The sequence below is a fragment of the Roseomonas sp. 18066 genome (assembly GCF_902706185.1).
In the GTDB taxonomy this organism is placed as follows: Bacteria; Pseudomonadota; Alphaproteobacteria; order Acetobacterales; family Acetobacteraceae; genus Pseudoroseomonas.
Genome location: NZ_CACSJM010000140.1, coordinates 1 through 14709, shown reverse-complemented (window position 1 = coordinate 14709; position 14709 = coordinate 1). Strand labels below are relative to the sequence as shown.

Genomic DNA, 14709 nt, shown 5'->3' with positions numbered 1-14709 from the left:
GCTGCGGCACCGGTGGCGCCGGCGGCGGGGCGGGCCGGGCCGGATTGACCCCCGGCAGGGTGGCGCGGCCGGGCAGCGGCGCGGCGCCCGGCGGCGCGGGCGCGGGCGGCGCGGCGGGCGGCACCGGCGTCATCGGCGCGATCGGGGCGGGCTGCGGCAGCGGCGCGATCGGCGCCTGGATCACCGGGGGCGGCGCGATGCGCCCCTCCAGCGCCTGGCAGCGGACCAGGCAGGATTGCACCGTCTGCGGATTGTCGGCCCGGCGCGACATCTGCGCGCCGCATTGCCCGAGGCAGGCCTCGCTGTCCGGTCGCGGCTGCGCGCCGGCGGGCCAGGCCAGGCCGCACAGCCCCATCAGCAGCAGGAAAAAGCCCGTTCTCGGCAGTTTTCGCATCACGTTCCGGTCTCTCGCCTAGCGCAAGATGGACCGAAAACGAGGAAACCGTCCATCACACTGCCCGGCGCGGACCGTGCTATAGCCCTGGTATGGCTCGCTCTTCCGCGCGCGGCGCCAGGGGCCCCGCGCTGTCGGCGCCGCTGCCGGCCGCCCCTGCCCCGCAGACCGTGCCCCGCCGGCGGCGCAGCCTGCTGGGCTGGCTGCTGCGGACCGCCCTGTTGCTGGCGATCTGGGGCGGGCTGGCCCTCGGCGCCGCGCTCATCTTCTTCACCTGGGACATGCCGCGGCCGGAGGCGGCGCTGGCCACGACGCGGCGGCCTTCCGTCACGCTGGAGGCCAGCGACGGGCGGCTGCTGGCGACCTCGGGCGACCTGTATGGCGAGGCGGTGCGGCTGGCCGAGCTGCCGGCCTATCTGCCCGGCGCCCTGCTGGCCGTCGAGGACCGCCGCTTCCGCAGCCACTTTGGCATCGACGTCATCGGCCTGGCGCGCGCCGCCATCGCCAACTGGCGCGCCGGCCGCGTCGTCCAGGGCGGCTCGACGCTGACGCAGCAGCTGGCCAAAAACCTGTTCCTGACGCCGGAGCGGAACCTGCGCCGCAAGGTGCAGGAGGCGCTGCTGGCGCTGTGGCTGGAGCAGCGCTTCACCAAGGACCAGCTGCTCGAGATTTATCTCAATCGCGTCTATCTCGGCGGCGGGGCTTACGGCGTCGACGCGGCGGCGCGGCTCTATTTCGGCGTCCCGGCGGCGCGGGTCAGCCTGTGGCAGGCGGCGATCCTGGCCGGGCTGCCCAAGGCGCCCTCGCGCTACAACCCGCGCGTCGCGCCAGACGCCGCCATCCATCGCGGCGCCGATGTGCTGGCCGCCATGGCCGATGCCGGGCTGCTGACCGAGGCCCGCGCCGCCGCCGAGGCCGAGCGCATGACCCTGCCCCGCCGCCCCAGCGGCGATGCCGGCTGGTTCGCCGACTGGGCGCAGGACGACCTGGCCGAGGCCTATCCCGGCAGCGGCGACCTGCGGCTGCGCACCACGCTGGACCTGAAGCTGCAGGCCATCGTCGAGGCGCGGATGGAGGCGCTGCTGGCCGGCCCCGGGGCCGCCGGCCATGTCGGCCAGGGCGCGGTGGTGGTGATGGACGCCGCCGACGGCGCGGTGCGCGCCATGGTCGGCGGCCGCGCCTATCGCGCCAGCCCCTTCAACCGGGCGACCACCGCGCGGCGGCAGCCGGGCTCGGCCTTCAAGCCCTTCGTCTACCTGGCGGCGCTGGAGCAGGGGATGTCGCCCGACGACACCGTCTCCGACGCGCCGCTGACCTTGGGGCGCTGGTCGCCGGGCAATGGCCATTGGGCGTCGCGCGGCGAGATCACGCTGGAGACGGCGCTGGCGCAGAGCGTCAACACCGCCGCCGTGCGGCTGCTGCAGCGCTCGGGCGGGGCCAAGGCCGCGGCCGCGGTCGCGCAGCGCCTGGGCGTGCAGGGGCGCTTCGCCGACAATGCCTCGCTGGCGCTGGGCACGGCGGAGGTGACGCTGATCGACATGACCGCCGCCTATGCCGCCTTCGGCAATGGTGGCTTGCGCGTCACCCCCTATGGCGTGGCCCGCGCGGAATCGGCCGAGCGGCTGCTGGCCGCCCCCCGCACCGCGCCGCAGCGCGCCATCACGCCGGACGCGGCGGCGGCGATGCGGCGGATGCTGGCCGCCGTGGTGCGCGGCGGCACGGGGCGCGCCGCCGCCGTCCCCGGGCGCAGCGTCGCCGGCAAGACCGGCACCACGCAGGATTCCCGCGACGCCTGGTTCATCGGCCTGGCCGAGCCCCTGGTCATCGGCATCTGGCTGGGCAATGACGACGGCAGCCCGATGGAGAATGTGAGCGGCGGCACCCTGCCGGCGCGGCTGTTCCACGACATCCTGGAGGAAATCCGCCCATGACCGACGCGCCCGACCGCATGGCGGGATTGGCGAGGCCGATGCAGCACGCCCTGAACAACCTGTTCATGGTGCTGCACGCCAACATGGATTCTGTCCTGTCCGGCATGCCGGAAGGCGACAAGACGACGATCCGGCTGCAGCGCGCCAGCACCGGCGCCCGCGACCTGGAGCTGCTGCTGCGCGCCTATTTCCGCCTGGGCCGGCCGCAGGACCAGAACCCGGTGGATTCGGGGAAATTCGTCGAGGCGGTGCGCCCGGTGCTGGCCCAGGCGGTGGGCAAGCTGCTGCCGCTGGAGGTGCGCTCGACCACCGCCATCACGCCGACCCGGCCCGAGCTGGACCTGGCGCTGCTCGACCTGGCGGTCGGCGCCAAGGGCCTGCCGCTGACCACCAAGCCGGCGCTGGCGCTGGAAGGCGCCGTGCTGATCGCCAATTGGCCAGCGCCCGAGGAGGCGGTGGCCAGCCTCGCCGCGCTGGGGCTGACGGTGGAGAGCAGCGACACGGAAAGCCGCGTCACGCTGGGTTGAGATCGGCCATCTGCAGCAGCGCCGCCGAGAGCGGCCCCGGCGCGCCGAGCTCGAGCAGCAGCCGCGCCGGGTCGGTGCCCGGGGACGGCGCCAGCGCGGTCAGGGCGCAGCCGGCCAGCGCCGCATGGGCGGCATAGTCGTGCATCTGCCGCCGATGCGCGGCGTCGCAGGCCTCGGAGCTGGCCATCAGCAGCCGCAGCGAGGCCGCCGGCGGCGGCAGCTGCAGCGGCTGGTCGCGCGGCGCCAGGCCATGCGCCGCGAGCTCGGCGGCCAGCAGCGCGACCCCGGCCAGCGGCGCCGGCGGCAGGCCGAAGGCGGCGGGCCAGCTGCCGCCCGAGGCCAGCAGCGCCGCGATCAGCCCGCCTCGCCCGGCGCCGAGGACAAAGATCCGGGACGGGTCGATGCCCAGGCTGGCGGCCTGGCCATGCAGCCAGGCCAGGCCCAGCCGCGCATCATGCAGCGCATGACCCAGCCCGCTGCCGCCGGCCGGCCGGTGCTGCAGCGCCGCCAGCCCGAAGCCGCGGGCGGTCAGATACGGGGCGAGGCAGGCGGCATCGCCGGCGCGCAGCCACCCCCAGGCATCGCCCGGGATCACCAGCAGCAGCGGCGCCGGGGCGTCACCGGGGCTGGCGGGCGGCAGGAAGGTCAGCCGCTGCGCCGGGCCCGGGCCATAGGCCAGCCCGGCCCGGTGCGGCAGCACCGCCAGCGCGTCGCGCGCCCTCGCCCTGATCCTCTCGTCCATGGCCTTCGTGCTGCCGGGTGACGTTGCCTGGAAAGAACGGCCGGGGCGCCGCCGCGTTGCTACAGGCCGATCAGCCCGCGGACATGCTCAGCGTGCCGCGACAGCTCAACGCCGCTGCCGGCCCAGACGGTGCGGCCCTTCTGCAGCACGTGGTGGCGGTCGGCCAGGCGCCCGAGGGCGGCCAGGTTCTTGTCGATCACCAGGATCGACTGGCCCTGGCGCTTCAGCATGGCGAGCGTCGCCCAGATCTCGGCGCGGATCACCGGGGCCAGGCCCTCGGTCGCCTCGTCCAGGATCAGCAGGTGCGGGTTGGTCATCAGCGCGCGGCCGATGGCCAGCATCTGCTGCTCGCCGCCCGACAGGGTGCGGGCGGATTGCGCGGCGCGCTCCTTCAGCCGCGGAAACAGCGCGTAGATTTTTTCCAGGGTCCAGGGCTTGGACAGGCCGGTGCGGTTGGCAGCGGTGGCGACGAGGTTTTCCCGCACGGACAGCGTCGGGAAGACCTGGCGGCCCTCGGGGACCAGGCCGATGCCCTGGCGGGCGATGGCCTCGGGCGGCAGGCCGGCGAGGCTCTGGCCGCGGAAGGACAGGTCGCCGGCATCGGGGGGCGTCAGGCCCATGATGGCCTTCACCGTGGTGGTCTTGCCCATGCCGTTGCGGCCGAGCAGGGTGGCCACCTCACCTTCGCGCAAGGACAGCGCGACGTCGAAAAGCACCTGGCTCTGGCCGTATCCGGCCTGCAATCCCGCCACCTGCAGCATGTCTGTCCCCGTCACCGGGGCGCATTGTCAGGGGCGTCAGGCGCCGAGGCAAATCGGGGTCAGCGGGCGCCGCGCATGTAGCGCTTCTCGGGGCGGTAGCCGCTCTGGGTCAGCCAGGCCAGGATCGACTTCAGGGTCTGCTTGGACATGGGTCTCGCCTTTCCGGTTCGCCCTGACCCCCTCGGAGATCACGGCTTCGTGATGAAGGCTTTTTGGACCCAAAATCGCTAACGGTCGGTGAAGGAGGCTCGCGGATGAGTGAGCCTTTGCCCGTTTTTTCTGTCGAGAATTGTCAGCCCTTGAGGATGGTGCCGTAGGCCAGGGCCTGCCGCAGCTTGGCCAGATGCAGCCGGATCGAGGGCGGCAGCGCCGTCCACAGCGCCAGCTTCAGCAGCAGCCACTTCGGCAAAGCCCAGCCGGAGACCGGGGCCAGCGCCTTGATCAGCGGAAAGATGCGGTGGCGCCGCACCGCCTCGGGGTGCAGCTGGTAGAGCAGGCGGTAATTCTCCACCGAGCGGTCCAGCCGGCCGAGCCAGCCGGCATCGCTGTGGTACTCCATGTGGGTCACGCTGTTGTCGATGTGGCGCATCTTGGCCACCCGGCCGATGCGCAGCGCCCATTCGGTGTCTTCCCAGCCCCAGCCGCGGAAGCTCTCGTCGAAGGGGGTGGCGAGGAACAGCTCGCGCCCGACCTGGAAATTGGCCGAGAGGAAGTTCCCTTCCGGGTCCTTGTTCCGCTCACTGGAAGAAATCCATTCGCGCTTCTGGCTGTGGGTGTGGAACAGCAGGGAATCGCGGGGCGGCGGGTCCAGGCGCAGCCCGGTGCGGCCGCCGCAGACCACGGCCCCGGGGTCGGCGGCCGCCTCCAGCGCGCGGGCGACGAAGCCCTTCTGGTCCGGCAGCCCGTCGGCATCGAGGAACAGCACCACCTGCCCCCGGGCCAGGCGCGCCAGGGTGTTGCGCGCCTCGGCCCGGCCGAGGTTGCGCGGGCTCGGCGCCAGGCCGGCGGCGAGGTCCCGCTCGGTCGCCAGGTTGAGCACGCCCTCCTGCCCGGTCAGCTTCGGATTGCCGTCGATCAGCACCAGCAGCTCGACCGCCGACGGGTCGGGCAGCGCCGCCATGTCGTCCAGCAGCTCCGCCGCCAGCGGGCGGATGTCGCGGTCATAGGTCGGCACCAGGATGGACAGGCGCGGCGCCGGCCCGCTGCGGAAGGCCGGGGTGGTGTAGAGCGGCGGCAGCTCGGCGTCGGTGCTCATGACTGACAGAAATCCTCAGCGGGCGCGGCGGCGCAGGACCAGCGCCCAGACCATCCCGGCGGTGGCGATGGTGACCAGCAGGCGGGCGATGGCGGCGCCCTCGATGCCGGCGATCGGCAGCGCCAGCCAGACCAGGCCGAAGGTCGCGGCCAGCGAGACGCCGACCATGGCCAGCCGCTCGGTCTGGCGGCCGATGGCGCTGAGCACGTCGGCGCCGACGATGTAGATGGCGAAGGCGGCGGGCAGCAGGCAGATCAGCCGCAGCAGCGCCGGCAGCTCCTCATAGGCGTCGCCGAAGATCCAGGGCAGCAGGCCGGAGCCGATCAGCACGCCCAGGGCGGCGACGATGCCGATGCCGGCGCCGACCGGCAGCAGCTTCACGCCATAGGCGATGGCGGCGTCGCGGTTCTCGGCGGCCAGGCGGAACAGCCGGCCGTAGAGGGCATAGCCCAGCGCGCGGATCGGCAGGTAGGAGATGCCGATGATGCGGAAGGCGGCGGCATAGAGCCCGGCCTGGGTGGCGCCGGCGAATTCCAGGACGATCGGCTTGTCCAGGTCGCCGACCGAGGCCTGCAGCGCCGCCTCGGCGCCGAAGGCCATGCCGTCATGCAGCTGGCCCGGGATCCAGGCGAAGCGCGGCCAGCCATGGTCGCGGATCACCATGCCGAGGCAGGCGACGGCGCCGACCAGCGAGGCGCCGGCATACCAGGCGGTCCAGGCCGACATCGACAGCGTCCCCGGCAGGAAGCCGGCGATGGCGATGGCCACCAGCCGGGCCGAGCCGGTCATCACCGTCATGCTGGACTGCCGCGCCGCCTGGCCGGTGGCGACATAGACGGCGGTGCAGAGCGTCGCGACCCGCCCCAGCAGCAGATCGGCCACCAGCACGGCGACCAGCGGCAGGAAGCCGATGCGGCCGATCTCGAGGAAGGGCAGCACGGCTTCCAGCAGCAGCAGCATCGGCAGGCCGGTCAGCAGGATCAGCAGCAGGCTGAAGCCGAGCCAGCGGGGCAGCGCCGCGCGGTCGCCGGCGACGCCGCGGATCAGCAGCTGGTCGGCCCCCAGCCCGACGAAGGCCGCGACCGAGACGGTGACCGCCGTCAGGCTGGCGAACAGCCCGTAGCCGTCAGGGCCGAGGAAGCGCAGCGCCAGGATCAGCCAGCCGATCTGGGTCAGCAGCTGCAGGCCGAAGCCGCTGAACAGGATGCCGATGTCGAAGGCCAGCGCCTTTTCCGGCAGCATCGACAGCAGCGGCGCCAGGCGCGCGCGGAGGGCGGCCAGCATCGATCAGGCCCCGATCTGCGACTGCAGCCGGTCGCAGAGCCCGGCCATGGTCGCCGCCGCCGCCTCATGCGTCAGGTTGTCCAGCGCATATTGCCGGGCGTTCGCGCCAAGCCGGGCGCGCATGTCCGCATCGTCCCAGAGCGACAGGATGGCGGCGCGCAGGGCGGCCGGGTCGGCGGGGGGCACCAGCACGCCGTTCTCGCCATCGACGACGTAATCGGCCGAGCCGATCGAGCGGGTGGTGACGACGGGGCGGGCGAACATCATCGCCTCGATGAAGGTGACCTGGCCGGAGGCCGACCAGATATTGGCCACCGGCACCACGCTGAGCCGCGCCCGCTGCGCCAGCACATGGCATTCGGCCAGCGTCAGCCCGGCGCGGACCTCGACGTTGGGCGGAACCTCCAGCCCGGCGACCGCATGGGCGCCGGCGATGACGAGCAACGGAATGTCCAAGCCGCGGACGGCGTCGAACAGGCTGGCATAGTCGCGGTTGGCGCTGCCCATCGCCAGCAGGAAGGGTTTTTCGGCGTCTTCCTCGACCGTCGGGTGCAGCACGTTGACGCTGAAGGGGACGAAGGTGAAGCGGTCCTCGGGCAGGCCGAAGCTCTTCGAATAGGTCGCGATCTCCTGGCGCGAATGCACCACGATGCACTCCACCGCCTGCAGCCCCATCCGGGCGAGGCGCATCTTCAGCCCGCCATGATCCTGGCCCATGTTGAAGCTCCAGGCCAGCACCGGCAGGCGCTTCAGCCCGAGCAGCCGCTTCAGCAGCCCGGTGGCGGTGGCCAGCTGCGGAAAGACCGTCAGCGCGCCGACCGTCGGATCGCCCGACAGCCTTGCCGCGCGGATGCCGCGAAAGGCATGGCGGAAATAGTCCAGCCACTGCCCGCCAGAAGAGGCCTTGCGCGAGCGGTCATGGTCGTAGGGCGCGTGCAGGTCGAAGAAGCGATGCCGCGAGGCCGGGACGAAACGGGTGATCCAATGGTGGTCATAGCCGCCCTTGGAGGAACCCATCAGAATCCACTGCATGCCGCGTCTCCGGTCGGCGGGGTAGGATACGGCGCGGTCAAGGGCGGCCGGCTCACCAGGGGGTCTCACCAGGGCGTCTGGCGCGACAGGCTCCACCAGACCAGCTTGCCGGCGACATCGGCGAGCTTCAGCGAATGGCGGGCAGCGCTCGGGTCGCCGCGCAGGCTGGCCCAGGCCAGGCGCCCGCTGGTGAGCAGGCATTGCACCAGGGCGCGGGCCGTCAGGTTCACCGCCGTCAGCGCGCGGCGGGACGAATTGCGCATCTGCATCGTCCCGTAGATCTTGCCGTTGTGGAAGCCGCGCTTGCGCATATAGGCCAGCGTCGCACGGTCCGGCGGCACCGGCTCATGCGCCACGGCCTCGGCGCACCAGACGAAGCGGCGCCCGGCCTCGTCCAGCCGGCTGAACAGGTCGAAATCCTCGCCGCCGCAGGTGCCGAGCTCAGGGTCGAAGGGCAGCGGGTCGGTCAGCGTGGTGGCGCGGCGGGCGGCGAGGTTGCCGGTGGCGATCCAGCGGCCGCTCTGGTTGCCGGTCAGGCGCAGCGGCGCGGTGGTGCCGGTCGGCCAGCTCACCAGCCGCTCATAGGCCTTTCCCTGCGGGTCCCAGTCCGGGATGCCGCCCGGGAAATCGGCCAGCACCGGGCCGAAGACCATGTCGGCGCCGGTCTGCTCGGCGGTGGTCAGCAGGGCGGCGACGCAGCCCGGCTCGAACCACTGGTCGTCGTCGAGGAAGACGACATAGTCGGACCGGCTGGCGGCGACCCCCGTGTTGCGCGCCAGCGACACATTGGGCTGCGGCGCCGAGATGTAGCGCAGCGGCAGGCCAGATCCCGTGGCCAGCGCCTCGACCGCCGCGCGCGCATTGGCGTCCCGCGAATTATCGACCACCACGACATCGCCGGTGAAGCCGGCCGGCAGGTCCTGCGACAGGGTCGAGACCAGGGCCTCGCGCAGCGGCCCGGGGCGGTTGTAGGTGCAGATGACGATGGTGACGCTCAGCGTGGCAGGGGGCATCGCGGGCCTGACGGTAGCGGGGTGGTGATCATCCATGCCGCCGCGGGGGCGTGCAGGGAAGAGAATTTTTTCAACCGTTGCGTGACGGCGGCGTGCCTTGCGGCCGCTTCACCTTGCGCATCATCCACAGCAGCCGCGGCGCCTCCAGGATGTAGCGGCGCCACAGCCGGCGCGGCTCGCTGGCCAGGCGGTGCAGCCATTCCAGGTTGGCCTGCTGCATCCAGCCGGGCGCGCGCTTCTTCTCGCCGGTGACGAATTCCAGCGCGGCGCCGAGGCACAGGCCGATGCCGGTCGCCCGGCCGGAGGCGACGATGGCCGCCGCCAGCTCCTCCTGCCGCGGGGAACCGACGCAGAGGAAGACATAGGGCGCCGGGTTTTCAGCCACGAAGTCGACGCAGCGGGCGACCTCGGCCGGGTCGCGGATGAAGCCCATCGGCGGGTTGTGATGCGCCAGGTGCCGCAGCCCGAAGCGGGCGCGCAGGTCGGCGGCGACCGCCTCGGTGCCGCCGATGACGGTGACCGGCGTGTCGGCGCGGATGGCGCGGGCGAAGAGCTGCACCGCCAGGTCGGAGCCGGCGGCCAGCTTCAGCCGGATGCCGCGCCGCGCCGCCAGCGCCCGCAGCACCCGGCTGTCGCAGACCGACAGCCAGGCGGCGTCATAGATCCGCTTCAGCTCGGGCCCGCTGCGCTCCAGCCGCAGGAAATGGTCGGCATTGGGCGTGACGACATAGGCGAAGCGGGCGGCCGGGTCGCGCGCCTGCAGCGCCGCCAGCGTCTGCTCAAGGTCCAGGTCGTCGAAGCGGGTGGAAAGCAGCCGCTGGCTGGCGGGGACGGCATCGGCGGGCATGGCGGCTTCCTGGAGGAACGGCGGGGCGGCGGTGGCGACGATAAAGCGGGAGAGGTGTTGCCAATGGGCTACCACTTCAGCCGGCCTTCATCCTAAAATGCAAATGTCGTGCAAAGGCACGGCCGGCATAGCGGGAGCTTGCGTGGACGACGCCTTTCCAGCCGCCTTCTTCCGGGAAAGCCCCAACCGGTGCCGATGCCGCCTGCCAGCCTGATCCTGTCCGCCTGCCGCCGCCGCCCCGGGGACCTGGGTTGAACGCGGCCGCCCTTCCGCCGGCGCGCGAGGAATCCTTCGGGCTGGTCGCCACCGCCGACCCTTATGGCGCGCCGCCGGTCGGCGGTTTCCACCTGTCGGATGTGCTGATCACCCTGCGCCTGCGCTGGATGCCGCTGCTGGCCGCCTTCCTGGTGCCCGCCGCGCTGGGCATCGGCGCCGGCATGATGGCCGGCAGCCGCTACGTCGCCGAGAGCGTGCTGCTGGTCCAGGTCAGCCGCGAGAGCACCGGCGCCCAGGACCTGACCGGCTTCGGCCAGTCCGTCGTCTCGATCGAGATCCTCAAGGTGTCGCGGTCGGAGATGGAGATCCTGCGCTCGGCCGAGGTGCTGCGCGCCGCGCTCCGCGCCGCCGGGCCCGACCGGCTGTTCCCCGGCATCCCCCAGGTCAACGGCGCCAACCTGGAGCGTGGCGTCGTGGCGCTGGGCCTGGCGCTGAAGACCGAGCCGGACACCACCAGCAACATCCTGCGCGTCAGCCTGACCATGCCGTCGCGGGAGGCGGCGCTGCGCGGGCTGACCGCCATCCTCGACGCCTACATGGCGCGGCGCGCCGCCATCTTCACCGATGAGAGCTCCCGCCTGCTGCTGAGCGAGGTGGAGCGCTACGGCACCCGCATCGGCACGATCGAGGAGCAGATCCGCCAGGCGCGCACCCGCTACGGCGTGCTCGACATCGCCCAGGAGATCGCGCTGACCTCGACCCGGCGCGACGACCTGCTGCAGCGGGAGAACCGCACGCGCGAGCAGCAGGCCATGACCCAGGCCCAGCTGGCCGCCGCCGAGACCGCGCTGGCCGCGCAGCCGCGCCGCGTCTACGCCTCCTCGGAAGCCACCAACCTGGTGCCCAACGACGAGAGCCGCAACAGCCTGACCCGGCTGCTGCAGGACCGCCAGCACATGGCCGCGCAATACGCCCCCGACTATCCCGGGCTGCGCGACCTGGACCAGCGCATCGAGGCGCTGCGCAACGCCATCCGCGAGGGCGCCCGCAACACCTATTCCACCACGCGGGAAATGCGGAACCCGAACCTGGAGCTGCTGAGCTCCCGCGTGGTGACGCTGAAGCTCGAGCAGGAATCGCTGGAGCGCCAGCTGGGCGAGCTCGCCCGCCAGCGCCAGGAGGCCGAGACCCGCGGCGAGGCGCTGCTCGGCGCCGACCGCCAGCTGCGCGACCTGACGCGGGAGCGCGACGGGCTGGAGGCGATCTCGCGCCAGCTGACCGCGCGCGAGGCCGGCACCCGCATCGACGAGGAAGCGCGCCGCGCCAGCCGCCCCGGCATCCAGGTCGTCCAGCCGCCCGCCGCCCCGCTGGAAGGGCGCAGCCTGCGGCTGGTGATGATGGCCGGCGGCATCGCCCTGGGCCTGGCCGCCGCCGGCGCGCTGGGGCTGCTGCTGGCGCTGACCCGCCGTGTCTATGCGACGCCGGAGGAGGCGGAGCGCGGGCTGCGGCTGCCGGCGCTGGCGGCGCTGGGCAACCTGGCGCCCTCGCTCAAGGACCTGCGCCCGGTCTCCGGCGTCGAGGACCTGGCCTCGCTGATCTGCGACACCCGCATCAACGGCCGCCGGCCGCAGATCGTGCAGCTGGTCGCCACCGGCCCCGCCGATGGCCGCGACGAGCTCGGCCGCGCCCTGGTCCTGGCGCTGGCGCGGCGCAGCCCGGCCGATATCGCGCTGATCGACCTGCAGAGCGACGGCCGCGGCCATCTCTCGGCGCTGGGCTCGCAGCCGCTGGAGGTCGAGCGGGTGCCCGGCCATGTCATGGTCTTCTCGACCGTGGTGGAGAACCTCTGGGTCTCGCACCAGGCGATGCAGTCCGACCTGTCCAACCCGCGCGCCACGCGGGAGGAGACGGCGACGCTGCTCGGCCGGCTGCGCGACGCCTTCGCCCTGGTCGTGGTGATCGGCCCCGACCAGTCGGACAACTACGCCATGCGCCGGCTGTCGGCGATGGTCGACGCCAATGTCATGGTGGTGCGCGGCGAGCGCACCCGCGGCGACCGGGCGCGCGCCGTGCGCGACTGGGTGCTGGCCTCGGGCGGCGCGCTGCTCGGCTTCGCCTATACCGGGCATCGCCGCATCCTGCCCGCCTTCGTCACCCGCTTCCTCTAGGAGCCCGCACGCCCATGCGCCTGCCCCGCCGCCCCGCTGTCCTGCTGCTGCTCGGCCTGCCGCTGCTGGCCGCCTGCACCGGCTCGACGCTGGACCCGGTGGAGAACCAGCCGCAGGGCTTCGCCGCCTGGACCGAGGTCGCCCCCGAATACCGCATCGCCGCCGGCGACCGGCTGCGGGTGCAGTTCCTGATGACACCCGAGATGAACGAGACGGCGCTGGTCGCCCCCGACGGCCAGGTGGCGCTGCGCGCCGCCGGCCGGGTCAATGTCGCGGGCCAGGCCATCGCCACCGCCGAGGCGGCGATCACCGAGGCCAGCCGCCGGGTGCTGACCCAGCCCATCGTCACCATCGGGCTGGAGGAGGCCGGCGGCTCCACCGTGCTGGTCGGCGGCGCGGTGCGCACCGCCGGCGCCTATCCCCTGCCCGGCCGCCGCGGCGTGCTGGAGGCGGTGCTGCAGGCCGGCGGCTTCGACACCGATGCCCGCATGAACCAGGTGGTGCTGATCCGCCGCGGCCCGGCCGACCGGCCGATGCTGCGCACCATCGACCTGCAGAGCTTCACCGAGGGCCGCGGCATTTCACAGGACGTGCCGCTTTACCCGGGCGATATCGTTTTCGTGCCGCGCAGCCGGATCGGCGAGGTCAATCTGTGGATCGACCAGTATGTCAACCGTTTGATACCGTTCAGTCGTTCCTTCAGCTATTCCATCAACCGCGGCGGCACGGTTAATTGAAATTTACAGATCGCCTTATATGAGGCGAAACCGACGCTTCAGCCTGGCCTTGGCCGTCGCCTGACGGCCGGCTGACGGTCAGGGCGGCAATTCGCGACAGGCAAAGCCTGCCGCAGCGCAGACCGGGCGGGGAGAACCCTGCCACGGGCAGACCCATCCGGCGGCAGGTGATCTGTCGTCACAGGAAGAAATCCGGCGGGCCAAAGCCTGCCCAAGCGCCTGGTGCCAGACCGTGACGCCTCCTCCCGATACCGGTTCCCATCGCGGCAGCCTCGGCGCCCTCGGCCAGTCCCTCTCGGTGGTGCGCTGGACGCACGGGCTGATCAACCGCCTGGTCAAGGGCAGCGACCTGCTGCTGATGCTGCTGCCGGTGCTGATCATCGGCCACACCACGCCGCTGGCCTGGCAGCAGGGCACCGTCATCGCGGCGGCGCAGATCTGGGCCTATCTGTCGGTGATGACGCGGATCTCCGCCTATCGGGTGGAGCATTACAGCGGCTTCTGGGGCCAGCTCGGCCATGTGCTGACGGGCCTGGCCGTCGCCTGGCTGGTCGGGCTGGTCGCGCTGCAGGCCTGCCTGCCCGGCACCCTGCCGCTGACCGAGCGCTGGTTCCTGCAATGGCACGGGCTGCAGCTGCTGTTCCTGGTCGTCGGCCGCCAGCTGCAGCGGCTGATGGTCTATGTGGTGGACCGCCGCCGGCTGCTGCTGCGGAAAGTCGTGGTCATCGGCGCCAACGGCACCGGCGCCCAGGTGCTGGCCGAGCTGCGCGGCCCGGACAAGGCGGCGACCTACGAGGTGATCGGCCTGTTCTCCGACGCCTCCGACGAGCAGGACGGCGCGGCGGTGGCCGAGCTCGGCGGCATGAAGGTGCTGGGCGGGCTCGACGCGCTCTCGGCCTTCGCCCAGGACCACACCATCGACCTGATCGTGCTGGCCCTGCCCTGGGACCGCGCCCAGGCCCTGTTCGAGCTGATGCACCGCGTCGAATGGATCGCCGCCGACGTGGTGATCCCCTTCGACCCCAAGGCGGTGCCGCCCAACTATGCCGGCATCTCCTCGATCGGCCGGATCCGCGGGCTGCAGGTCATGGTGCGCCCCTTCAAGGGCACCCAGGGCGTGGTCAAGGTGATCGAGGACTATGTGGTGGCGGGCCTGGCCCTGCTGCTGGTCAGCCCGATCCTGCTCGGCGCCGCCCTGGCCATCCGCCTCGACAGCCCGGGCCCGATCATGTTCAAGCAGTGGCGCCCCGGCATGGGCCAGAAGCCCTTCGCCATCTACAAGTTCCGCACCATGCTGACCGACCTGAGCGACGACGGCTCGGTCGGCACGCAGAGCCGGGCCGACCCGCGCATCACCCGCGTCGGCGGCATCCTGCGCCGGCTGTCGATCGACGAGCTGCCGCAGCTGCTGAACGTGCTGCGCGGCGAGATGTCGATCGTCGGCCCCCGCCCCTATGTCGCCAACATGCTGGTGGGCGAGGAGCGCTTCTCCGAGATGGTCCGCCAATACGCGGCGCGCCACCGCATCAAGCCGGGGCTGACCGGCTGGGCCCAGGCCAATGGCATGCGCAGCTACGCGCTCCGCTCGCCGGAGAATGCGCGCAAGTCGATCGAGATGGACCTCTACTACATCACCCACTGGTCGCTCTGGCTCGACATCCGCATCATGGTGCGCACCGTGGTGGTCGGCCTGGCCGGCAAGAACGTCTTCTGAGCCGCGGCAGGGGGCAGGCGATGCCGGGTTCCGCGCGCCCCGCCCCCACCTGGCCGCCGGTCGTCTTCCGCCGCGCGGCGCCCATCCC

At 72.4% G+C, this 14709-nt stretch carries 12 protein-coding genes and 1 pseudogene; 5 read left to right on the top strand and 8 right to left on the bottom strand.

Annotated elements, in window-relative coordinates:
* Nucleotides 1–394, bottom strand: a pseudogene (locus GVN67_RS23005) (hypothetical protein); the annotation flags it as partial.
* Nucleotides 395–486: 92 nt separating this feature from the next.
* On the opposite strand from GVN67_RS23005, the gene GVN67_RS23000 reads away from it, so the two are divergent.
* Both GVN67_RS23000 and GVN67_RS22995 read left to right on the top strand, forming a co-directional pair.
* Nucleotides 487–2325: a transglycosylase domain-containing protein gene (locus GVN67_RS23000; protein WP_159999670.1), complete on the top strand. Its 1839-nt coding sequence runs from the start codon at nt 487–489 to the stop codon at nt 2323–2325.
* Nucleotides 2322–2852 (top strand): hypothetical protein, encoded by a 531-nt coding sequence (locus GVN67_RS22995; RefSeq protein WP_159999669.1) that lies wholly within the window; start codon nt 2322–2324, stop codon nt 2850–2852. The genes GVN67_RS23000 and GVN67_RS22995 overlap by 4 nt, the downstream gene beginning before the upstream one ends.
* Here the strand turns inward: GVN67_RS22995 and GVN67_RS22990 are convergent.
* The 7 genes from GVN67_RS22990 to GVN67_RS22960 form a co-directional block, all read right to left on the bottom strand.
* Entirely contained in the window at nt 2839–3594 is a 756-nt protein-coding gene (locus GVN67_RS22990) for an alpha/beta hydrolase (protein WP_159999668.1), read from the bottom strand. The two genes, GVN67_RS22995 and GVN67_RS22990, sit on opposite strands and share 14 nt — an antisense overlap.
* 59 nt (nt 3595–3653) lie before the next feature.
* Nucleotides 3654–4355, bottom strand: a complete 702-nt coding sequence (locus GVN67_RS22985) for an ABC transporter ATP-binding protein (RefSeq protein WP_159999667.1) — start codon at nt 4353–4355, stop codon at nt 3654–3656.
* Between the two features lie 292 nt (nt 4356–4647).
* Nucleotides 4648–5610, bottom strand: coding sequence for a glycosyltransferase family 2 protein (locus tag GVN67_RS22980; protein WP_159999666.1), 963 nt, complete (start codon nt 5608–5610; stop codon nt 4648–4650).
* A gap of 15 nt (nt 5611–5625) precedes the next feature.
* The gene (locus tag GVN67_RS22975) at nt 5626–6894 is read right to left on the bottom strand and encodes a lipopolysaccharide biosynthesis protein (RefSeq protein WP_159999665.1); all 1269 of its coding nucleotides are present in this window, start codon (nt 6892–6894) and stop codon (nt 5626–5628) included.
* 3 nt (nt 6895–6897) lie between these two features.
* Nucleotides 6898–7926, bottom strand: coding sequence for a glycosyltransferase family 4 protein (locus GVN67_RS22970; protein WP_159999664.1), 1029 nt, complete (start codon nt 7924–7926; stop codon nt 6898–6900).
* Between the two features lie 65 nt (nt 7927–7991).
* Nucleotides 7992–8939 (bottom strand): glycosyltransferase family 2 protein, encoded by a 948-nt coding sequence (locus GVN67_RS22965; protein ID WP_159999663.1) that lies wholly within the window; start codon nt 8937–8939, stop codon nt 7992–7994.
* Nucleotides 8940–9009: 70 nt separating this feature from the next.
* Nucleotides 9010–9786, bottom strand: a complete 777-nt coding sequence (locus tag GVN67_RS22960) for a WecB/TagA/CpsF family glycosyltransferase (RefSeq protein WP_159999662.1) — start codon at nt 9784–9786, stop codon at nt 9010–9012.
* Between the two features lie 251 nt (nt 9787–10037).
* Here GVN67_RS22960 and GVN67_RS22955 point away from each other — a divergent pair, with 251 nt between their 5' ends.
* The 3 genes from GVN67_RS22955 (at nt 10038) to GVN67_RS22945 (ending at nt 14621) form a co-directional block, all read left to right on the top strand.
* Nucleotides 10038–12170 (top strand): hypothetical protein, encoded by a 2133-nt coding sequence (locus GVN67_RS22955; RefSeq protein WP_159999661.1) that lies wholly within the window; start codon nt 10038–10040, stop codon nt 12168–12170.
* Between the two features lie 14 nt (nt 12171–12184).
* Complete coding sequence (locus tag GVN67_RS22950; RefSeq protein WP_159999660.1) at nt 12185–12907, top strand: polysaccharide biosynthesis/export family protein; 723 nt, start codon at nt 12185–12187, stop codon at nt 12905–12907.
* 232 nt (nt 12908–13139) lie between these two features.
* Entirely contained in the window at nt 13140–14621 is a 1482-nt protein-coding gene (locus GVN67_RS22945) for an exopolysaccharide biosynthesis polyprenyl glycosylphosphotransferase (RefSeq protein ID WP_235035433.1), read from the top strand.
* The last annotated feature ends 88 nt before the right edge of the window (nt 14622–14709 follow it).